This is a genomic window from Cellulosimicrobium sp. SJTW-1, from assembly GCF_047716875.1.
GTDB lineage: Bacteria > Actinomycetota > Actinomycetes > Actinomycetales > Cellulomonadaceae > Cellulosimicrobium > Cellulosimicrobium funkei.
In genome coordinates this window covers 3,458,034-3,478,381 of record NZ_CP136680.1, presented here as the reverse complement: position 1 = coordinate 3,478,381, position 20,348 = coordinate 3,458,034, and the positions used below count along the sequence as shown (strand labels likewise).

Genomic DNA, 20,348 nt, shown 5'->3' with positions numbered 1-20,348 from the left:
GGGAGAATCGACGCATGACCGACCCTGCACGGGACCAGGACCCCCGCGGCACCGGCCCCTTCGACCCGCCCGGCATCGAGTGGACGCGCGTGTCGCCGCGGCTCGTCACGGCGCGCCTGCTGTCCGTGGGCATCACGCTCGCGGTCCCGGCCGTCGCCGTGGTCGTGCTCGCGATCCTCTTCCCGCACTGGTGGCAGTGGCTCGTGCTGGGCGTGCTCGCGCTCCTGGGCCTGTGGGCGGCCGTCCTCGTGCCGCGCCAGGTCCGCGCGATCGGCTACGCGGAGCGTGACGACGACCTCCTGATCCGCCACGGCATCATGTTCCGCACGCTCGTCGTCGTGCCCTACGGCCGCATGCAGTACGTCGACGTCCAGGCCGGGCCGCTCGCGCGCAAGCTCGGCATCGCCCAGGTCCAGCTCCACACGGCGTCCGCGTCGACCGACGCGACGATCGACGGTCTCGAGCCCGCCGAGGCGGAGCGCCTGCGCGACCGGCTCGCGTCGCGCGGCGAGGCGAGGCTGGCGGGCCTGTGAACGACGCACCGGCCACCGACGACCTCGTGTGGCACCGGGTGCACCCGGTCACCCCGCTCGTGCGGGGCTGGACGGTCATCGCGGTGCTCCTGGTCGTCGTCGGCCAGCAGACGCTCAACGGGCTGCCCGAGGGGGAGAACCTCCTCGAGGGCGACCGCTGGTGGATGATTCTCCTCGGCATCCTCGTGGTGGGGCTCGTGGGGCTCGGGTACTCGGCGGTCGCGTGGCGCATGACGAGCTACGCGGTCGACGACGAGTCGGTGCACCTGCGCACGGGCGTGCTGTTCCGGCAGCAGCGCAAGGCGCGCCTCGACCGGCTCCAGGCGGTCGACGTCGTGCAGCCGCTCCTGGCCCGGTTCTTCGGGCTCGCGGAGCTCAAGCTCGAGGTCGCCGGGGGAGCGGACTCGGGCGTGAAGCTCGGCTTCCTCAAGGAGGCGGAGGCGAACCGGCTGCGCAACGACCTCCTCGCGCGCGCCGCGGGCCTGCGGGTCGCGCGCGAGCGCCCGGCCGCCGCGACGGCGCCCGGCGTCGCCGGTGCGCCCGCAGTCCCGGGTGCGCCCGGCGCCGTCGGCACGCCGGCCGGAGAGGTCACGGTCCCCGCGACGGACGCGCCGTCGTTCGTCGCCGAGGCGCCCGAGCAGCCGGTGACCGCCGTCGGGCCGGGTCGGCTCGTCGCCTCGCTCGTGCGGTCGGGCGCGACGGTCGGCCTCGTCCTCGGTGTGCTCGGCATCGCGGGCGTCGTCGTCGGCACGCGCGAGATCGGGATCCTGTTCAGCGCGCTGCCCGCCGTGCTCGGCTTCGGCGGGTTCCTGTTCTCCCGGTTCACGGGGGAGTTCGGCTTCCGGTCCGCCATCTCGCCCGACGGCATCCGCCTGCGCCACGGCCTGCTGGAGACCCGCTCGCAGACGATCCCGCCCGGTCGCGTCCAGGCCGTGCGGCTGCGGCAGGGCCCGTTCTGGCGCGGCCCCGACTGGTGGCGCGTCGACGTCAACGTCGCGGGCTACGGCGTCAGCACCGACGGGACGGACAGCACGAGCGTGCTCCTGCCCGTCGGCACGCGCGACGAGGCGCTCGCGGCCCTGTGGCTCGTGCTGCCGGACCTCGGCACGCCCGACCCCCGCGGCCTGCTCGACGAGGGCCTGTCCGGGCTCGACGCCGGGCAGCACTTCGTCGCGTCCCCGCGCCGTGCGCGCCTCCTGGACCTCGTCGCGTGGCGGCGGAACGGCTTCAGCGTCACCGACCGCGCCCTCCTGCTGCGCGGCGGGCGCGTGTTCCGCACCCTCGTCGTCGTGCCCCACGAGCGCACCCAGTCGCTCGGGCTCGAGCAGGGCCCGCTGCAGCGCCGGCTCGACGTCGCGTCGTTCACCGTGCACTCGACGCCCGGTCCGGTCTCGCCCCAGGTGCGGCACCTCGACGCGGGCGACGCCGCGCGCCTCCTCGACACCCAGGCCGAGCGCGCCCGCGAGGCCCGCGCGCACGCGGGGCCGGAGCTCTGGATGCGCCGCGACGACGTCCCGCTCGAGGAGAACGCGTGAGCGCCGCGGACGGCGGTCGCCGCCCCGGGCGGCTCGGGGTCGGCGTCGTCGGGGCCGGCCGCGTCGGGGCGGTCCTCGGCAGCGCCCTGCGTGCCGTCGGCCACGCGGTCGTGGGCGCGAGCGGCGTGTCCGACGCGTCGCGCGACCGCATCGAGACCCTCCTCGCGGGGGTGCCCGTCCTCGAGGTCCCGCAGGTCGTGGAGCGCGCCGAGCTCGTGCTCCTCGCCGTGCCCGACGACGCGCTCCCGGCCCTGGTCCGCGGCCTCGCCGAGACGGGGGCGTGGCAGCCCGGCCAGATCGTCGTGCACACCTCGGGCCGCTACGGCACGGCCGTCCTCGACCCGGCGCGCGCCGCCGGTGCCATCCCGCTCGCGCTGCACCCCGCCATGACGTTCACCGGCACGTCGCTCGACCTCGCGCGGCTCGAGGGCACGACGTTCGCCGTCACCGCGCCCGGCCCGGTCCTGCCGATCGGGCAGGCGCTCGTCGTCGAGCTCGGCGGGGAGCCCGTCGTCGTCGCGGAGGAGTCGCGCGGGCTCTACCACGCGGCCCTCGCGCACGGCGCGAACCACCTCGTCGTGCTCGTGGCGCAGGCCGCGCAGGCGCTCGAGGCCGCGGGCGTCGACCAGCCCGGGCGCGCGCTCGCGCCGCTCCTCGCGGCCGCCCTCGACGGTGCGACGCGGGGCGCCGACGCGGGTGCCGAGTCGGGGACGGGCGCGGGCGCCGGGGCGCTCCTCGGGCTCACCGGTCCGGTGGCGCGGGGCGACGTCGGCACCGTCCGCGAGCACCTCGCCGCCCTGGACGCCCTCGCCGCGACGAGCGACGCGGCGGACGTGCCGCCGTCGTACCGGGCGCTGAGCCGCGCCGCGACGCAGCGCGCGCTCACGGGCGGCCGGCTCGGCGAGCGTGCGGCCCGCGAGCTCCTCGACGCGCTCGACGCGCCCGCGCCCGACCCGCAGGACCGGCCCGACCCGCAGGACCCGCACGACGAAGGACGAGCATGACGAGCACCCCCCGCCCGGACGCCGGGCCCCCCGCAACCGGGACCCCGGCCGTCGTGACGACGCGCGCCGCGCTGCGCACCACCCTCGACGCGTGGCGCGCCGAGCACCCGCACGGTCGCCGCGTCGTCGTCATGACCATGGGCGCGCTGCACGCCGGGCACCTCGAGCTCGTGCGCCGGGCGCGCGCGGAGGCGGGCGCCGTCGGCCAGGTCGTCGTGACGGACTTCGTCAACCCGCTGCAGTTCGGCCCCGGCGAGGACTACGAGCGCTACCCGCGCGACGTCGCGGCCGACGTGGCGCTGCTCGCCGCGGCGGGCCCTGACGCGGCGGCCGACGTCGTCTTCGCGCCGCCCGTCGACGAGCTCTACCCCGACCTGGGCTCGGCCGACGGCCCGATCGTGCGGGTGACGTCGGGGCGCATCGGGACGGTGCTGGAGGGCGCGTCGCGGCCCGGGCACTTCGACGGCGTGCTCACGGTCGTGCTCAAGCTGCTCCACCTCGTGCGGCCGGACGTCGCCGTGTTCGGGGCGAAGGACGCGCAGCAGCTCCTCGCGGTGCGCCGCATGGTCGCCGACCTCGACCTCGACGTGGAGGTCCTGGCCGTCGAGACCGTGCGCGAGGCGGACGGCCTCGCGCGGTCGTCGCGCAACGCGTACCTGTCCCCGGCCGAGCACGAGCACGCGCTCGCGCTGAGCCGCTCGCTGCGCGCCGGGCGGGACGCCGCGGCCGCGGGGGAGGACGCGCCGTCCGTGCTCGCCGCCGCGCGGGGAATCCTGGAGGCCACCGACGGCGTTGACGTCGATTACGTGGTGCTCGTCGATCCCGCTACCGTGGAGGACCTGGCGCCCGGCGCCGTCGGCCCCGGGCTCCTCCTGGTGGCGGCACGCGTGGGCACCACGCGTCTCATCGACAACACGGCCGTCGAGATCGTGCCGCCCGCGACCCGGGCGGCGGACCCCGCGGGCCGTGCCCCCGCACCTGGAGGAACCGCGTGACCGCGCAGACCCCGCCGAGCCCGCCGCGACGTCCGGCGTCGCTGCAGCGACCTATGATGATCGGCAAGATCCACCGCGCGACGGTGACGCAGGCCGACCTGCACTACGTCGGCTCGATCACCGTGGACGCCGACCTGCTCGACGCCGCGGACCTCTACCCGGGCCAGCAGGTCGACGTCGTGGACGTCACCAACGGCGCGCGCCTGACGACGTACGTCATCCCGGGCGAGCGCGGCGCGGGCCAGATCTGCATCAACGGCGCCGCCGCGCACCTCGTGAGTCCGGGCGACGTCGTCATCCTCATCGCCTACGGCATGCTCGACGACGCCGACGCGCGCACCTACCTGCCGAACGTCGTCTTCGTGGACGAGCAGAACCGCATCGTCGAGCTCTCCGACGAGCCCGGGCTCGTGCCCGCGGGCCACGGCCTCGAGGCGAGCGGCCTGCCGTTCGCCCCGTTCCGCGGCGCGGTCGACGACGGCGGCGTGGCCTCCGCGGTGCGCCCCGCGTGACCCGGGCCGGCGGGGCGTCCGCGCCCCAGCTCGCCCGGTCCCTCGCCGCCCCCGCACCGGGGTGGACGACGACGGCGGACGTCGTGGTCGTCGGCTCGGGCATCGCCGGCCTCACCGCCGCGCTCGAGCTGCGCACGCGCGTGCCCCACGTCCTGCTCGTCACCAAGGGCGAGCTGTCGTCGGGGTCGACGGTCTGGGCGCAGGGCGGCATCGCGGCCGCGCTCGACCCCGAGGACTCGCCCGAGGCGCACCTCGCGGACACGCTCGTCGCAGGGGCTGGCGTGTGCGACCCGGCGGCCGTCGAGGTGCTCGTCACCGAGGGCCCCGCACGCGTGCGCGAGCTCGTCGCGCGCGGCGCGAACTTCGACCGGGCGGCCAACGGCGACATCGCCCTCACGCGCGAGGGCGGGCACCACGCCGACCGGATCGCGCACGCGGGCGGCGACGCCACGGGCGCGGAGATCTCGCGGGCGCTCGTCGCGCAGCTCGAGGCCGTGCGCCGCGACCCGGGCATCGAGGTCATCGAGAACGCGCTCGTGCTCGACGTGCTGACGACCGACGGCTCGGGCGACCGCGCTGCCCGCGCGTGCGGCGTGACCCTCCACGTGCGCGGCGAGGGCTCGCGCGACGGCGTCGGTGCGGTCCTCGCGCGCGCCGTCGTGCTCGCCACCGGGGGAGTGGGGCAGGTGTTCCGCTCGTCGACCAACCCGCCGCAGGCCACGGGCGACGGCATCGCCGCGGCGCTGCGCGCGGGCGCGACGCTCGGCGACCTCGAGTTCGTGCAGTTCCACCCCACGGTGCTGTGGCTCGGCCTCGGCGCCAAGGGGCAGCTCCCGCTCATCTCCGAGGCCGTGCGCGGCGAGGGCGCGATCCTCCTCGACACCGACGGCCACCGGTTCATGCCCGCGCAGCACCCCATGGCCGAGCTCGCGCCGCGCGACGTCGTGGCGCACGCGATCGTGCGGCAGATGGCCGCGACCGGCTCGGACCACGTGCTGCTCGACGCCCGGCACCTCGGTGCCGAGTTCCTGCGCGCGCGCTTCCCGACGATCACCGAGCGGCTCGCCGAGAACGGGCTCGACTGGACCGAGGAGCCTGTCCCCGTGGCGCCCGCCCAGCACTACCACTCGGGCGGCGTCGTGACGGACCTGCACGGTCGCTCCACCGTCGATGGTCTCTACGCGATCGGCGAGGTCGCGTGCACGGGCGTGCACGGCGCGAACCGCCTCGCGTCGAACTCGCTGCTCGAGGGGCTCGTGTTCGCCCACCGCGCGGCGCGGCAGATCACGGAGCGCGTGGCCGCGGGCGAGCTCGAGGTGGGCGAGCCCGTCGACCGCCCCGGGCCGTCGGCCCTCGTGGCGGCGGCCGCGCGCTCGCGCATCCAGTCGATCGCGTCCGCGGGCCCGGGCGTCCTGCGCGACGGCGACGGGCTCGCGGCCGCCGCCGCCCGCCTCGCCGCGGTCCGCACCGACGCGCACGAGGCGAGCGACGTCGTCGCGCAGCCGCAGGCCGCGGAGTGGGAGACGACGAACGTGCACCAGGTCGCGACCGCGCTCACCGCCGCGGCGGCGCTGCGCACCGAGAGCCGCGGCGGCCACTTCCGCACCGACTTCCCGGCGAGCGACCCCGCGTGGGAGCGGCGCGTGCTCGTCTCGCTCGGCGCGGACGGGACCCTGCTCGTCCGCTGAGGCGCGGCGCGCGACCTCGCGACCGCGGGACTGCACGACCGCGGGCCCGCACGACCGCGGTCCTGCGCGACGGCGTGGGCGGGCGGCGGCCGGGAGCCGCCGGGCAGCGGCGCGCTGCAGGCACGCGAGCGGATAGCGTGGGGGACCGTGAGCAGCCCTGCCGAGCCCGTGCCCGCCCGTCCCGCCGACGGCGGAGCACCGCCCGCCGTCCCGTCCCGCGTGGAGCCCGGCCTCGACCCGGCGTGGATCGCCGAGACCGTCGCGCGGGCGCTCGACGAGGACCTGGGCCCCGTGCCCGGGCGCGACGTGACCACCCAGGCGACGGTGCCGGCGTCGGCCACCGGGACCGCGCACCTCGTGTCCCGCGCGGACGGGGTCGTCGCGGGCCTCGTCGTGGTCGAGGAGGTGACGCGGCAGGTCGCGGAACGGTTCGGCCTCCCGCCCGTCGAGGTGACGTTCGTCGCGTCCGACGGCGAGGCCGTGGGTCGCGGCCGTGTCCTCGCCGCGCTGACCGGCCCCGTCCAGGTGCTGCTCACGGCGGAGCGCACGCTGCTCAACCTCGCGAGCCGCGCGTCGGGCGTCGCGACGGCGACGCGCGCGTGGGCGCGGGAGCTCGCCGGCACCGGCGCCCAGGTGCTCGACACGCGCAAGACGACCCCGGGGCTGCGCGCGCTCGAGAAGTACGCGGTCCGCGCGGGCGGCGGCACGAACAAGCGCATGGGCCTGTACGACGTCGCGATGGTCAAGGACAACCACGTCGTGGCCGCGGGGTCGGTGAGCGCCGCGATCGAGGCGATCCGCCGGGCGTTCCCCGACGTGCTCGTGCAGGTCGAGGCCGACACCACGGCGCAGGCGCTCGAGGCGCTGTCGGCGGGCGCCGACTTCCTGCTCCTGGACAACATGCCGACGCCGGTGCTCGCCGACACGGTCGCGGCCGTGCGGGCGCGCGAGGGGACCGACGGCGTCCCGGCGAAGGTGGAGCTCGAGGCGACGGGCAACCTCACCCTGGACCGCGCGCGCGAGGTCGCGGGCACCGGCGTCGACTACCTGTCCGTCGGCGCGCTCACCCACTCGGCCCCGATCCTCGACCTCGCGCTCGACCTCCTCCCCACCCTCCCGCCGAGGGAGAGCCCCGGTCCCGCGAGGTAGAGCCCCGGTCACCACCACGGCTCTACCTCGGCGGACCACGGCTCTACCTCGCGCGACCACGGCTCTACCTCGGGGACGCGGGAGCGTCGGTAGAATCCAGGGGTGACCTCCCCCGCCGGAACTCCCTCTCCTGCCGTGCCCGAGCCCGAGGACCACGTCGACGACGTGCCCGAGCAGATGCAGGTCCGCCGCGAGAAGCGCGAGCGGATCCTCGCGCGCGGCGACGAGCCCTACCCCGTCTCGGTGCCGCGCACGACCACGATCGCCGAGGTCCGTGCCGCGTACGCGCACCTGGAGACGGGCGAGGAGACGCAGGACGAGGTCGGCGTCGCCGGCCGCGTGGTGTACCTGCGCAACACCGGCAAGCTGTGCTTCGCCACGCTGCAGGACGGCGAGGGGAACCGCCTGCAGGTCATGCTCAGCCAGGCCGTGGTCGGGGAGGAGTCGCTCGCGGCGTTCAAGTCCGACGTCGACCTCGGCGACCACCTGTTCGCGCACGGCCGCGTCATCAGCTCGCGCCGCGGCGAGCTGAGCGTGTTCGCGGACGCGTGGCAGATCGCCGCGAAGGCGCTGCGTCCCCTCCCGGTGCTCCACAAGGAGCTCTCGGAGGAGGCGCGCGTGCGCCAGCGCTACGTCGACCTCATCGCCCGCCCGGCCGCACGCGACACCGTGCGCCTGCGCGCCGCCGTCGTGCGCTCGATCCGCGAGAACTTCTGGGAGCGCGGTTTCGTCGAGGTCGAGACCCCGATGCTCCAGACGCGTCCGGAGGGTGCCGCCGCGCGTCAGTTCGAGACGCACATGAATGCGTTCGACATCGACCTGTTCCTGCGCATCGCGCCCGAGCTGTTCCTCAAGCGCGCGGCCGTCGGCGGCGTCGAGAAGGTGTTCGAGATCAACCGCAACTTCCGCAACGAGGGCGTGGACTCCACGCACTCGCCGGAATTCGCAATGCTCGAGGCGTACGAGGCCTACGGCGACTACGACACGATGGCCGTGCTCACCCAGAACCTCGTCCAGCGCGCCGCGCAGGATGCTCTCGGCACGACGCTCGTGACGCTCGCCGACGGCACGGAGTACGACCTCGGCGGGGAATGGACCCAGCTGAAGATGTACGACTCGCTCTCGGACGCGCTGGGCGAGCACATCACCCCCGAGACGTCGGTCGAGACGTTGCGGGCGTTCGCGGACAAGCACGAGCTCTCCTTCGACCCGAAGAACGTCAATCACGGAAAGCTCGTCGAAGGCCTGTGGGAGCACCTCGTGGGAGACCACCTGGTGGCACCGACGTTCGTGCGGGACTTCCCGGTCGAGACCTCGCCGCTGACGCGCGACCACCGCACGGTGCGCGGGCAGGTCGAGAAGTGGGACCTCTACGTGCGCGGCGTCGAGCTCGCGACGGCGTACTCCGAGCTCGTGGACCCGGTGGTCCAGCGGCAGCGGTTCGAGGCGCAGGCCCTGCTCGCCGCGGCCGGCGACGAGGAGGCCATGCGCATCGACGAGGACTTCCTCACCGCGATGGAGTACGCGATGCCGCCGTCCGGCGGGATGGGCCTGGGCATCGACCGCCTGCTCATGGCGCTCACCGGTCTCGGCATCCGCGAGACCATCCTCTTCCCGCTCGTGAAGCCCGCGCAGTAGCGCGGCCGAGAACCTAGGACCGACAGCATGGACATCTGGCCCACCCTCGCGGCGCTGATCCCGTCGATCGGCGTCGGCGTGCTCTTCTATGTCGCGATGCGCGCGATCGTGCGCGCGGACCGCAACGAGCGCGCCGCGCTGGCGCGTCTCGACGCGGAACAGGAATCCGCCGCGCGCGGGAATGCTGCTCCCGCGCACGACTCCTGATCTCCGCGGAAGGCCCTCGGGCGGCGTCCCGAAATGATGGACCTCCGTCCAAGAATTGCCCGTCGGGTACGGCGCGCACGTTCCGTCGGCGCGGCGTGTTCAATTGACGCTCGCCATTCGCGGTGGCATCCTGACGGCGACAGCAATTCCTGTGAAGCGTGAGGAAACCACAGTGGCCCAGAAAGTCCAGGTAATTCTCGTCGACGATCTCGACGGGGGTGCGGCCGACGAGACCGTCACGTTCGCACTCGACGGCGTCTCCTACGAGATCGACCTCAGCACGAAGAATGCCCAAGAGCTGCGCGACGCCTTTGCCTCGTGGGTCGGCAACGCGCGCAAGGTCTCGTCCCGCACGAGCTCGGCCCGGCCGGCCCGCCGCAGCGGCGGCGGTCGTTCGTCCGGCTCGGCCCGTGCGACCGAGGTCCGCGAGTGGGCCCGTGCCAACGGCTACACGGTCAACGACCGTGGTCGGATCTCCCAGGAGATCCAGACCGCGTACGACGCCGCGCACTGACGCGTCGTCTCACCGAGCACCGGGGCGCCCGGCCGACGACACGTCGGCCGGGCGCCCTTCTCGTGCGCCGGGGGCGCTCGTGCCGAGCCGCCCGCGCGGAGAACTAGGCTCGGGGCATGACCTCCGCGACCCGCGCCCTCTGGATCGGCACCTACCCGCACCCGAGCGGCGCGGAGGGCGTGTGGCGCGTCGAGCTCGACGTCGACCCGGCCGCGGGCACCGGCTCCTTCGGGGGCGGCACGCTCGCCGCCGCGTCGGGGTCGCCGTCGTTCCTGGCGCTCGACGGCGACACGCTCTACGCGGTGGGGGAGACGGAGGCCGGCTCGGTCTCGGCGTTCGCCGTCGGGCCCGACGGCGCCCTCGCCCCTCGGGGCGGCCCGGTCGCCACGGGCGGCTCGTACCCGTGCCACGTCGCCGTGAGCGGTGACGTGCTCGTCGCGAACTACGGCGACGGCGTCCTCACGGTCGTGCCGACGACGGACGACGGCGCGCTCGACGCGACCGCGTCCGACGTCGGGCCGCGCCGGCAGCGGCACGCGGGGACCGGCCCGGTCGCCGACCGCCAGGAGGGGCCGCACGCGCACTTCGTCGCGCCCCTCGCGCACCTCGGCGCGGCGGACGACGGCAGCGGCGCGGTGCTCGTCGTCGACCTCGGCACCGACGAGCTGCGCCGGCACGACCCGGCCGCGCCCGACGGCTCGACGGCCCGCGTCGTCGCGACCTTCCCGCCCGGCACGGGCCCGCGTCACCTCGCGGCTCTGCCGTCGGGGCACCTCGTCGTCGTCGGCGAGCTGGACCCGGCGCTGTTCCTGCTGTCCCCGGTGGACGGGCCGGACGGCGTGCGCACCTACGACGTCGTCGCGCGCTACGACGTCACGCACGCCGCGGCTCCTGCCGACGGCGGGAACTACCCCTCGCACGTCGCGGTCACGGCGGACGGCACGCGCGTCCTCGCCGCGGTGCGCGGCGCCGACGTGCTCGCGGTGCACGCGGTCGAGCCGGGGCCGGACGGCGGCGTGCCGACGCTGCGCCACCTCGCCGACTCGCCCGTGGGCGGCGCGTGGCCGCGCCACTTCGCGATCCTCGGGGGCGCGACCGGCGCGGAGTCGGCCGCCGAGGCCGACCAGGGGGACGCCGACGCGCCCCTGCACGACCTCGTCGTCGTGGCGAACCAGAACGACGACCCGCTCATCGAGCGGCCCGCCGTGGCCCGCCCGGACGCCCCGACGTCGAACGTCGCGCTCCTGCGCGTGCGCCGCTCGGACGGCGCCGCCCAGGTGCTCGACGTGCTCGCGCTCCCGGCCCCGGCGTGCGTCGTGGAGGCCTGACCCGCCGTGACGACGCTCGACCTGCCGGGCAGAACCGCCCCCGACCCGTCGGACCCGCTGCGGGTCGCGATGCTCTCGGTGCACACGTCGCCGCTCGACCAGCCGGGCACCGGCGACGCGGGCGGCATGAACGTGTACGTCACCGAGCTCGCGCACGCGCTCGCGCGCCGCGGCACGCAGGTCGAGATCTTCACGCGCGCGACGGCGTCGAGCCAGCCGCCCGTGGTCGAGGTGTCCGACGGCGTGACGGTGCGCCACGTCGCCGCCGGGCCCTTCGAAGGGCTCGACAAGAACGACCTCCCGGGCCAGCTCTGCGCGTTCACGGCCGGGGTGCTCCGGGCCGAGGCGCGGCACCGCGAGGGCTGGTACGACGTCGTGCACACGCACTACTGGCTCTCGGGGCAGGTCGGGTGGCTCGCCGCCGACCGCTGGGACGTCCCGCTCGTCCACACCATGCACACGCTCGCGCGCGTGAAGAACGCGGCGCTCGCGCCGGGCGACGCGCCCGAGCCGCTCGGGCGCATCATCGGCGAGGAGCAGGTCGTCGCGGAGGCGGACGGGCTCGTCGCGAGCACGGACGCGGAGGCGCAGGACCTCGTGCGCGACTACGCGGCCGACCCGGCGCGCGTGCACGTCGTGCCGCCGGGCGTCGACCTCGAGCTGTTCTCCCCGGCTCCGGGCGCCGCGACCGGCGACGCCCGGGCGCGCCGCGAGCGGCGGCGCGCGCTGCGGGCCGAGCTGGGTCTGCCGGCGGACGGCGGCCTCGTCCTCTTCGCCGGGCGCGTGCAGCCGCTCAAGGGCCCGGACGTGCTCGTCCGCGCGCTCGGCGTCCTCGCCGCGCGCGGGGAGCCCGTGCCGACGCTCGTCGTGCTCGGCGGCCCCAGCGGCCGCCCGACGGCCGTCCGCGAGCTCGAGGCCCTCGCCTACCAGGTGGGCGTGAGCGACCGGCTCGTCGTCCGCCCGCCCGTCCCGCGCGACGAGCTCGTGCGCTGGTACCGGGCGGCCGACGTCGTCGCCGTCCCCTCGCACAACGAGACGTTCGGGCTCGTCGCGGCCGAGGCGGAGGCGAGCGGCACGTCCGTGGTCGCGGCCGCCGTCGGCGGGCTGCGGACCGTGGTGGAGGACCAGGTCTCCGGCGTCCTCGTGCCCGACCACGACCCGGCGACCTGGGCGCGCGTCCTCGCCGACCTGCTCGCCGACGACGCCCGCCTCGCGACCCTCGGCGAGGGCGCCCGACGCGCGGGGGAGCGGTTCGGGTGGGACGTCGCGGCGGTCCGGATGCTCGACGTCTACGCGCAGGCGAAGAAGGTCCGCGCGGCGCGCTGACCGCGCGGACCGGTACGCGGGGTCACGCCGGGCTCAGTCGCCCGCGCGCTCCAGCACGAGGACGGGGATCTCCCGCGACGTCTTCTCCTGGTAGTCGGCGTACGGCGGGTAGGCCGCGACCGCGCGCTCCCACCACAGCGCCTTCTCCTCGCCGTGGACCTCGCGCGCGACGTAGTCGTGCCGCTCGGTGCCGTCCTGCAGCTCGACCCGCGGGTGCGCGAGCACGTTGAGATACCAGACCGGGTGCTTCGGCGCGCCGCCGAGCGATGCGACGACCGCGTACGCGCCGTCGTGCTCGACCCGCATGAGCGGGGTCTTGCGGACCTTGCCGCTGCGGCGCCCGAGCGTCGTGAGGACGACGACGGGCATCCCGTTCAGGGTCGTGTTGCGCGTCCCGCCGGACGACTCGTAGGCCTCCGCCTGCTCGCGGGACCAGGTGCTCGGGCTCGGTGCGTACTCTCCGTCGATCGGCATGCGGGAGAGAACGTGCGCGACGGCGCGCTGATTCCCGGCCGCGCCCCCGGCCGTGGCGCGGCGCTGCTCGGGCGGCCCGGGACGGTCGGACCTTCGTCCCACGCCGCGCGGCGACGGTCACCACCACGTGGGACGCGCGTGCCGCCGCGCCGGGCCGTGCGGCAGGATGGAGGCATGACCTACACCCTCGTGCTGCTCCGCCACGGCGAGAGCGAATGGAACGCCAAGAACCTGTTCACCGGCTGGGTGGACGTCGCCCTGTCGGAGAAGGGCACCGAGGAGGCGAAGCGCGGCGGTCAGCTCCTCGCGGAGGCCGGCGTCCTGCCCGACGTCGTGCACACCTCGCTCCTGCGCCGCGCCATCACGACGGCGAACCTCGCGCTCGACGCGGCCGACCGCCACTGGATCCCAGTGAAGCGGTCGTGGCGCCTCAACGAGCGGCACTACGGTGCGCTCCAGGGCAAGAACAAGAAGCAGACGCTCGAGGAGTTCGGCGAGGAGCAGTTCATGCTCTGGCGCCGCTCCTACGACGTCCCGCCGCCCGAGATCGAGCTCGGCTCCGAGTTCTCGCAGGACACGGACCCGCGCTACGCCGACGCCCCCGTCGTGCGCACCGAGTGCCTCAAGGACGTGCTCGAGCGCGCCCTGCCGTACTGGGACGGCGAGGTCGTCCCCGACCTCAAGGCGGGCAAGACCGTCCTGGTCGCCGCGCACGGCAACTCGCTGCGCGCGATCGTCAAGCACCTCGACGGCATCTCCGACGAGGACATCGCCGCGCTCAACATCCCGACCGGCATCCCGCTGCTCTACGAGCTCGACGAGGACCTCAAGCCCGTCACGAAGGGCGGCCGCTACCTCGACCCCGAGGCCGCCGCCGAGGCCGCCGCGGCGGTCGCGAACCAGGGCCGCTGACCGGCCCCACCCCGCGCACGACCGTGGCCCGTCCGGAGATCCGGACGGGCCACGGTCGTCTGCGTCGGTCGAGCGGGTGCTCCCGGCGCTGGGTCAGGCGGTCGCGCGCGTGGTGCCCGCCGGGGCGCCGCGGTCGTCGGCGAACTCGCCGGTCACGAGGTACGTCACGCGCTTGGCGATCGACACCCCGTGGTCGCCGAAGCGCTCGTAGTAGCGGCCCACCAGCGTGACGTCGACCGTCTCCTGCGGCGTGCCCGTCCACGTGCCGTCGAGCAGCGCGCTGAACGTGTCCTGGTGCAGCTTGTCGAGCAGGTCGTCGTCGCGCTCGATGTTCGCGGCGACGGTGAGGTCGCGCGTCGTGAGGAGCGTCGTGGTGCGCCGCGCGACGCGGACGGCGGCGTCGTGCATCTGCTCGAACGTGCGGTGCAGCGACGGCTCGATCGCGCGGCCCGGGTAGCGGCCGCGCGCGACCTGCGCGATGTGGCGCGCGAGGTCGCCCATGCGCTCCAGCGTGGCGCTCATGCGCAGCGCGCTGACGACGACCCGCAGGTCGGTCGCGACGGGCTGCTGCTGCGCGAGCAGCAGCACGCAGCGCTCGTCGAGCTCGCGCTCGAGGGCGTCGATCGTGTGGTCGTCGCCGATCACCGACTGCGCGAGCTGCAGGTCCGCCGTGAGGAGCGCCTGCCCGGCGCGGTTCACGGCCGACTCCACCAGCCGGCTCATCTCGGCCAGGTCGTCGCCGACCTGCTTCAGCTCGGCCTCGAAGATCTCCCGCATCGCTTCCCTCTCGTCGTGACCGGTCGGTCCGGTCCGTGACGGCGTGCGCCCCGACGCGCCGGGAGGCGCCCGGGCACGCCGTCGGCTCCTGACACGCTCGCAGGCGTGGTCGACCGGCCGGTGAACACCAGTGCGCCGTCAGGTGAACTCTTGGCGGCTCGGGCCCGCCCAGGGTCCGGTGGGGCCGGGAGGGAGCGCGCGCGACCGTACGCTGGACGGGTGCAAGCCGAGAGTCTGATCGAGGGCGTGACCGTGCTGCTCGCCGGTGTCGTGGGCATCGTCGTCGGCGTGATCGCCGCGATCGCGTTCCGCGTGAGCGAGCGGCAGCAGCGCGCCGTGCGCGAGGAGACCGCGCCGGAGCTCGACGAGGGACTGGTCCGGGTGCTGGCCGTGCTGCGGTCCGCCGCCGTCGTGCTCGACGGCGAGGGGGAGGTCGTGCGGGCCAGCCCGCCCGCGTACGCGCTGGGGGTCGTGCGCGGCGACGCGATCGCGCACGCCGCGATCCGCGACATGATCGACGACGTGCGCCGGGACGGCGTGATCCGCGACGAGGAGCTCGAGCTCCCGCGCGGCCCCGTCGGCCGGGGCACGGTGATGCTCCAGGTGCGCGTGGCCCAGGTGGGCCCGCACCACGTGCTCGTGCTCGCGGAGGACCGGACGGAGGCGCGTCGGGTCGAGGCGATCCGCCGCGACTTCGTCGTCAACGTGTCCCACGAGCTGAAGACGCCGGTGGGCGCGCTCGCGCTGCTCGCGGAGACGGTCCAGGACGCCGCGGACGACCCGGTGGCGGTGCGCCGGTTCGCCGCGCGCATGCAGTCGGAGGCGACGCGCCTGTCCGCGCTCGTGCAGGAGATCATCGAGCTGTCGCGGCTCCAGGTCGCGGGAGCCCTGCAGGAGGTGACGGTCGTGCCGGTGCGCGGCGTGGTCGAGGAGGCCGTCGACCGCGCCCGCACGACCGCGCAGGGCAAGGGCATCGTGCTCACGACGGGCGGCGAGCTGGACGCCGCGGTCTACGGCGACCACAACCTGCTCGTCACCGCGGTGCGCAACCTCCTCGACAACGCGGTCGCCTACTCGGGCGAGAACACGCGCGTCGGCGTCGGGGTGACGCGGTCGGGCGACCTCGTCGAGATCGCCGTCGTGGACCAGGGCATCGGGATCGCGGCCGACGAGCAGGCGCGGGTCTTCGAGCGGTTCTACCGCGTCGACCCGGCGCGCTCGCGCGACACGGGGGGCACCGGCCTCGGGCTGAGCATCGTCAAGCACGTCGCCGCCGACCACGGCGGCGAGGTGACGATGTGGTCCGAGCCGGGCCGCGGGTCGACCTTCACGCTCCGCATCCCGGCGGCGAACGTCCCGGCCGCGCGGACGCGCGGCACGGTGACCGACCGGGTGGCCGAGCAGGCACCCGACGGGCACGCGACGGAGGGTCGCGCACCGGACGAGCACGAGCGCGTGCCGCACGAGCACGCGTCGGACGACGGCGCCCCGGACGCGGGCGCACGGACAAGGAGGTAGGCGCGTGACGCGCATCCTGGTGGTGGAGGACGAGGAGTCGTACCGCGACCCGCTGACGTACCAGCTGCGGCGCGAGGGCTTCGACGTCGTCGAGGCGGCGACCGGTACGGAGGCGCTGGAGCGGTACGACGCCGACGGCGCGGACCTCGTCCTGCTCGACCTCATGCTCCCCGGCCTGAGCGGCACGGAGGTGTGCCGGGAGCTGCGCCAGCGTGGCGACGTCCCCGTCATCATGCTCACGGCGAAGGACTCGGAGATCGACAAGGTCGTGGGCCTGGAGCTGGGCGCGGACGACTACGTGACCAAGCCGTACTCGTTCCGCGAGCTGCTCGCGCGCGTGCGCGCCGTGCTGCGGCGCAAGGGCGGGGAGGCCGGCGCCGAACCGGTCGCGGAGAGCGCGCTCGAGGTCGGTCCCGTCCGCATGGACGTCGAGCGGCACACCGTGAGCGTGGACGGCGAGGTCGTGCCGTTCCCGCTCAAGGAGTTCGAGCTCCTCGAGCTGCTCCTGCGCAACGCCGGTCGCGTGCTCACGCGCGGGCAGCTCATCGACCGGGTCTGGGGCACGGACTACGTGGGGGACACCAAGACCCTCGACGTCCACGTCAAGCGCATCCGGTCGAAGATCGAGCCCGAGCCCGCGAGCCCGCGCTACCTCCTCACGGTGCGGGGCCTCGGCTACAAGATCGCCGACGGCGTCGGGCAGGCCTGACCCGGCGGTCCCGTCCGGCGGTCCCGTCCGGCACGAACGACCGGCGCGAGTGCCGGCACGACGGCCCCGGTGCGTCCCTCGCGGACGCACCGGGGCCGTCGTCGTCCGACGCCGCGGAGCCCGTCGTGCGAGCCGGCAGCCCGGCACGGAAGGTCTGTGCACTGTTCATCCGTCGTTCACCCGCTCTCGGGGAACGCGTCACCCGGCGCTCCTAGCGTCGGGATCGTCACCGGCGCTCGCTGGTGGCACGAGACGCGTGAACAGGATGGAACGAAGAGTGAAGCTCAGCCGATTCTCCCGTGCAGGATCCGCCGTCGCGGTCGGCGCGCTCGCCCTGACCCTCGCCGCGTGCGGGTCGGACGACCCCGTCGGCGGCGCCGACGGCTCCACCGGTGGTTCCTCCGAGGGCTCGTCCGAGACCGCGAGCGACCTCAGCGGTGAGCTCAACGGTGCGGGCGCGAGCTCGCAGGAGTCCGCCATGGAGGCGTGGCGCGCCGGGTTCCAGAGCGCGAACCCCGACGTCACGGTCAACTACGACCCGGTCGGCTCCGGCGGTGGCCGCACCCAGTTCCTCGAGGGCGGCGTCGCGTTCGCCGGCTCCGACGCGGTGCTCAAGGAGGAGGAGATCACCCAGTCGCAGGCCGTCTGCGGCCCCGACGGCGCGATCGACCTCCCCGTCTACGTCAGCCCGATCGCGATCATCTACAACCTGCCGGAGGTCGCCGAGCTGAACCTCGCCCCGGCCACGATCGCGGGCATCTTCAACGGCACCATCACGCAGTGGAACGCGCCGGAGATCGCCGCCGACAACCCCGACGCGACGCTCCCCGACGTGGCGATCACGCCCGTCCACCGCTCCGACGAGTCGGGCACCACCGAGAACTTCACCGAGTACCTCGCCGCGACCGCGGGCGACGCGTGGGGCCACGAGCCGAGCGGCGACTGGCCGACGCAGGGCGGCGAGTCCGCGCAGGGCACGTCCGGCGTCGTGCAGACCGTCCAGGGCGGCGAGGGCACCATCGGCTACGCCGACGCCTCGAAGGCCGGCGACCTCGGCACCGCGAAGATCAAGGTCGGCGAGGAGTGGGTCGCCTACTCCCCGGAGGCCGCTGCCAAGGTCGTCGACGCGTCGCCGCGCGTCGAGGGCCGGCACGAGCACGACATCGCGGTCGAGCTGGACCGCACCACGACCGAGGCCGGCGCCTACCCGCTGGTGCTCGTCTCGTACGCGGTGGCGTGCCTCAACTACGAGGACGAGGCGACGGGCAACCTCGTCAAGGCGTTCCTCACCTACGTCTCGAGCGAGGAGGGCCAGTCGGCCTCCGCGTCGGCCGCGGGCAGCGCGCCGATCTCGGAGGACCTGCGCACGGACGTCCACGCGGCCGTCGAGGCCATCACGGTCGGCGCCGCCGGCTGACGACCGCCGGGCGCCGGGGGGCGGCGGGGCCTGCGGGCCCCGTCGCCCCCGACCCGCGACCAGACCGTACGCCGCAGGACAGCACACCGGGAGCACGAGAGTGACCACCACAGCCCCACCCACGACGCCGGGCCCCGCGCCGGGCGGCTCGTCCGAGCCCGCGCGTCGCGCGGGCACCTCGCGCCGCCGCGCCCGCAACAGCGACCGGGGCGTGAACCGCGCGTTCCGCTGGACCGCGACGGGTGCCGGCGCGCTCATCCTCGCCGTGCTGGCCGCGGTCGCGATCTTCCTGCTGCTGCGGGCGTGGCCCGCGCTCAGCGCGGGCGGGGCCGAGCTGAGCGAGCAGGTGGCGTGGTTCCCCGAGGGCGCGTCGCTCCTGTCGTTCGTGGGGCCGCTGATCTTCGGCACGCTGCTCGCGGCGGCGCTCTCGCTCGTGCTCGCGACGCCCGTCGCGATGGGCATCGCGCTGTTCATCTCCCACTACGCGCCCCGCCGGCTCGCCTCGACCCTGGGCTACGTCGTCGACCTGCTCGCGGCGATCCCCAGCGTCGTCTACGGCCTGTGGGGCTCGCTCGTCCTCCCGCCGGTCGTCGTGCCGGTGTGGTCCTGGCTCGCCGACACCCTCGGGTGGTTCCCGCTCTTCGCCGGCCCGGCGTCGCCGACCGGTCGCGTCCTGCTCACCGTCGCGCTCGTGCTCGCTGTGATGATCCTGCCGATCATCACGGCCGTGAGCCGCGAGGTGTTCCTCCAGACGCCGAAGCTCCACGAGGAGGCCGCGCTCGCCCTCGGCGCGACGCGCTGGGAGATGATCCGCACCGCGGTCATCCCGTTCGGGCGGTCGGGCGTCATCTCGGCCGCGATGCTCGGCCTCGGGCGCGCGCTCGGCGAGACGATGGCCGTGCTCATGATCCTCTCGCCCGGGCTCCTCTACTCGTTCAAGATCCTGCAGGCGGGGCAGCAGCAGACGATCGCCGCGAACATCGCGGCGGACTTCCCCGAGGCGAACCCGCTCGGGGTGAGCGCCCTCATCGCGACGGGCCTCGCGCTGTTCGTCATCACCCTGCTCGTCAACATGGGCGCCCGCGCGATCGTCGCGCGGCGCAAGGACTTCTCGGGAGCCAACTGATGAGCGCCCTCAGCACCAGCCCCGCGCGCGGGGCCTCCGCACCGGACCCGGAGCGCACCGCGTCCGTGCGCGCGCTCCTGCGCGGCGCGGACGCCGGACGCCGCCGCAAGGACCGCACCATGACGGTCCTCATGTGGGGCGCGTTCGCCCTCGCGATGGTGCCCCTCGTGTCCGTCGCGTGGACCGTCGTCGTGCACGGCATGGAGCGGTTCGACGTCTACTTCCTCACGCACTCCATGCGCGGCGTCTTCGGCGGCATGGACGCGGGCGGCATCTACCACGCGATCCTCGGCACGCTCCTCATCACCCTCGGCGCCGCGGTGATCTCGGTGCCGATCGGCCTGCTCGCCGCGATCTACCTCGTCGAGTACGGGCGCGGGCCGCTCGCGCGCGCCGTGACGTTCTTCGTCGACGTCATGACCGGCATCCCGTCGATCGTCGCGGGCCTCTTCGCGTACGCGCTCTTCGCGGTGCTGTTCGGGCCGGGGGTGCGCATGGGCATCGTCGGCTCGGTCGCGCTGTCCGTCCTCATGATCCCGGTCGTCGTGCGCTCGTGCGAGGAGATGCTCCGGCTCGTGCCGAACGAGCTGCGCGAGGCCGCCTACGCGCTCGGCGTGCCCAAGTGGCTCACCGTCGTGCGGGTCGTGCTCCGCACGTCGATCGCCGGCATCACGACGGGCGTCATGCTCGCCGTCGCGCGTGTCATCGGCGAGACGGCGCCGCTCCTCATCACGGTCGGCGTCGTCGACTCGATCAACGGCAACCTCTTCGAGGGCCGCATGATGACGCTCCCGGTGTACGTCTACCGGCAGTACAGCCAGGGCCTGGTGCCCTGCAGCAACGTCACCGACGCCGTGTGCCTCCCCGACATCAACTACGACCGGGCCTGGGCGGCCGCCCTGACGCTGATCCTCATCGTCATGCTGCTCAACCTCGTCGGGCGACTCGTCACCCGCTGGTTCGCGCCCAAGACCCTCCGCTAGAAC

At 74.9% G+C, this 20,348-nt stretch carries 20 protein-coding genes; 18 read left to right on the top strand and 2 right to left on the bottom strand.

The window, feature by feature from the left end:
• Positions 1-14: 14 nt before the first annotated feature.
• The 12 genes from RSE42_RS15615 to mshA all read left to right on the top strand — a co-directional run bounded on the left by RSE42_RS15615 (position 15) and on the right by mshA (position 12,429).
• Positions 15-533: a PH domain-containing protein gene (locus tag RSE42_RS15615; RefSeq protein WP_043660504.1), complete on the top strand. Its 519-nt coding sequence runs from the start codon at positions 15-17 to the stop codon at positions 531-533.
• Entirely contained in the window at positions 530-2,068 is a 1,539-nt protein-coding gene (locus RSE42_RS15610) for a PH domain-containing protein (protein WP_415297010.1), read from the top strand. The genes RSE42_RS15615 and RSE42_RS15610 overlap by 4 nt, the downstream gene beginning before the upstream one ends.
• Complete coding sequence (locus RSE42_RS15605; RefSeq protein WP_415297008.1) at positions 2,065-3,072, top strand: Rossmann-like and DUF2520 domain-containing protein; 1,008 nt, start codon at positions 2,065-2,067, stop codon at positions 3,070-3,072. Before RSE42_RS15610 ends, RSE42_RS15605 begins: the two co-directional genes overlap by 4 nt.
• Positions 3,069-4,067 carry a pantoate--beta-alanine ligase gene (gene panC, locus RSE42_RS15600; protein ID WP_409142097.1) on the top strand — a complete coding sequence of 333 codons (999 nt, stop codon included), beginning with the start codon at positions 3,069-3,071 and terminating at the stop codon, positions 4,065-4,067. The genes RSE42_RS15605 and panC overlap by 4 nt, the downstream gene beginning before the upstream one ends.
• Before the next feature lie 56 nt (positions 4,068-4,123).
• Positions 4,124-4,579, top strand: a complete 456-nt coding sequence (gene panD, locus RSE42_RS15595) for an aspartate 1-decarboxylase (protein WP_415297006.1) — start codon at positions 4,124-4,126, stop codon at positions 4,577-4,579.
• The gene (locus RSE42_RS15590) at positions 4,576-6,267 is read left to right on the top strand and encodes an L-aspartate oxidase (RefSeq protein ID WP_137281517.1); all 1,692 of its coding nucleotides are present in this window, start codon (positions 4,576-4,578) and stop codon (positions 6,265-6,267) included. Before panD ends, RSE42_RS15590 begins: the two co-directional genes overlap by 4 nt.
• A 168-nt stretch (positions 6,268-6,435) precedes the next feature.
• A complete protein-coding gene (nadC, locus tag RSE42_RS15585) occupies positions 6,436-7,416 on the top strand; it encodes a carboxylating nicotinate-nucleotide diphosphorylase (RefSeq protein ID WP_338074512.1) in 981 nt (326 codons plus the stop codon).
• Positions 7,417-7,518: 102 nt separating this feature from the next.
• On the top strand, positions 7,519-9,054 hold the full coding sequence (gene lysS, locus RSE42_RS15580) for a lysine--tRNA ligase (protein ID WP_051027899.1): 1,536 nt from the start codon (positions 7,519-7,521) through the stop codon (positions 9,052-9,054).
• 27 nt (positions 9,055-9,081) lie between these two features.
• Positions 9,082-9,261, top strand: a complete 180-nt coding sequence (locus tag RSE42_RS15575; protein WP_021483783.1) for a hypothetical protein — start codon at positions 9,082-9,084, stop codon at positions 9,259-9,261.
• 172 nt (positions 9,262-9,433) lie between these two features.
• A complete protein-coding gene (locus tag RSE42_RS15570) occupies positions 9,434-9,775 on the top strand; it encodes a histone-like nucleoid-structuring protein Lsr2 (RefSeq protein WP_021483784.1) in 342 nt (113 codons plus the stop codon).
• A 116-nt stretch (positions 9,776-9,891) separates the two neighbouring features.
• Complete coding sequence (locus RSE42_RS15565; protein WP_085387363.1) at positions 9,892-11,103, top strand: lactonase family protein; 1,212 nt, start codon at positions 9,892-9,894, stop codon at positions 11,101-11,103.
• Between the two features lie 69 nt (positions 11,104-11,172).
• A complete protein-coding gene (gene mshA, locus RSE42_RS15560) occupies positions 11,173-12,429 on the top strand; it encodes a D-inositol-3-phosphate glycosyltransferase (RefSeq protein WP_415298913.1) in 1,257 nt (418 codons plus the stop codon).
• A gap of 33 nt (positions 12,430-12,462) precedes the next feature.
• Here the strand turns inward: mshA and RSE42_RS15555 are convergent, their stop codons facing one another.
• The gene (locus RSE42_RS15555; protein ID WP_085387364.1) at positions 12,463-12,903 is read right to left on the bottom strand and encodes a nitroreductase family deazaflavin-dependent oxidoreductase; all 441 of its coding nucleotides are present in this window, start codon (positions 12,901-12,903) and stop codon (positions 12,463-12,465) included.
• Positions 12,904-13,077: 174 nt separating this feature from the next.
• Between RSE42_RS15555 and RSE42_RS15550 the strand changes: the two genes are divergently transcribed.
• On the top strand, positions 13,078-13,815 hold the full coding sequence (locus RSE42_RS15550) for a phosphoglyceromutase (RefSeq protein WP_137281515.1): 738 nt from the start codon (positions 13,078-13,080) through the stop codon (positions 13,813-13,815).
• Positions 13,816-13,908: 93 nt separating this feature from the next.
• On the opposite strand, the gene phoU is transcribed toward RSE42_RS15550, so the two are convergent.
• Positions 13,909-14,592 (bottom strand): phosphate signaling complex protein PhoU, encoded by a 684-nt coding sequence (gene phoU / locus RSE42_RS15545; RefSeq protein WP_021482507.1) that lies wholly within the window; start codon positions 14,590-14,592, stop codon positions 13,909-13,911.
• Between the two features lie 219 nt (positions 14,593-14,811).
• Between phoU and RSE42_RS15540 the strand changes: the two genes are divergently transcribed.
• The 5 genes from RSE42_RS15540 (at position 14,812) to pstA (ending at position 20,345) form a co-directional block, all read left to right on the top strand.
• Complete coding sequence (locus tag RSE42_RS15540; protein ID WP_415297004.1) at positions 14,812-16,110, top strand: sensor histidine kinase; 1,299 nt, start codon at positions 14,812-14,814, stop codon at positions 16,108-16,110.
• A 4-nt stretch (positions 16,111-16,114) separates the two neighbouring features.
• Positions 16,115-16,819, top strand: coding sequence for a response regulator transcription factor (locus RSE42_RS15535; protein ID WP_076406159.1), 705 nt, complete (start codon positions 16,115-16,117; stop codon positions 16,817-16,819).
• A gap of 277 nt (positions 16,820-17,096) precedes the next feature.
• Positions 17,097-18,236, top strand: a complete 1,140-nt coding sequence (gene pstS, locus RSE42_RS15530; protein WP_232322709.1) for a phosphate ABC transporter substrate-binding protein PstS — start codon at positions 17,097-17,099, stop codon at positions 18,234-18,236.
• 100 nt (positions 18,237-18,336) lie between these two features.
• Entirely contained in the window at positions 18,337-19,362 is a 1,026-nt protein-coding gene (gene pstC, locus RSE42_RS15525) for a phosphate ABC transporter permease subunit PstC (protein WP_034654023.1), read from the top strand.
• Positions 19,362-20,345 (top strand): phosphate ABC transporter permease PstA, encoded by a 984-nt coding sequence (gene pstA, locus RSE42_RS15520; RefSeq protein ID WP_021481980.1) that lies wholly within the window; start codon positions 19,362-19,364, stop codon positions 20,343-20,345. The genes pstC and pstA overlap by 1 nt, the downstream gene beginning before the upstream one ends.
• Positions 20,346-20,348 lie beyond the last annotated feature (3 nt).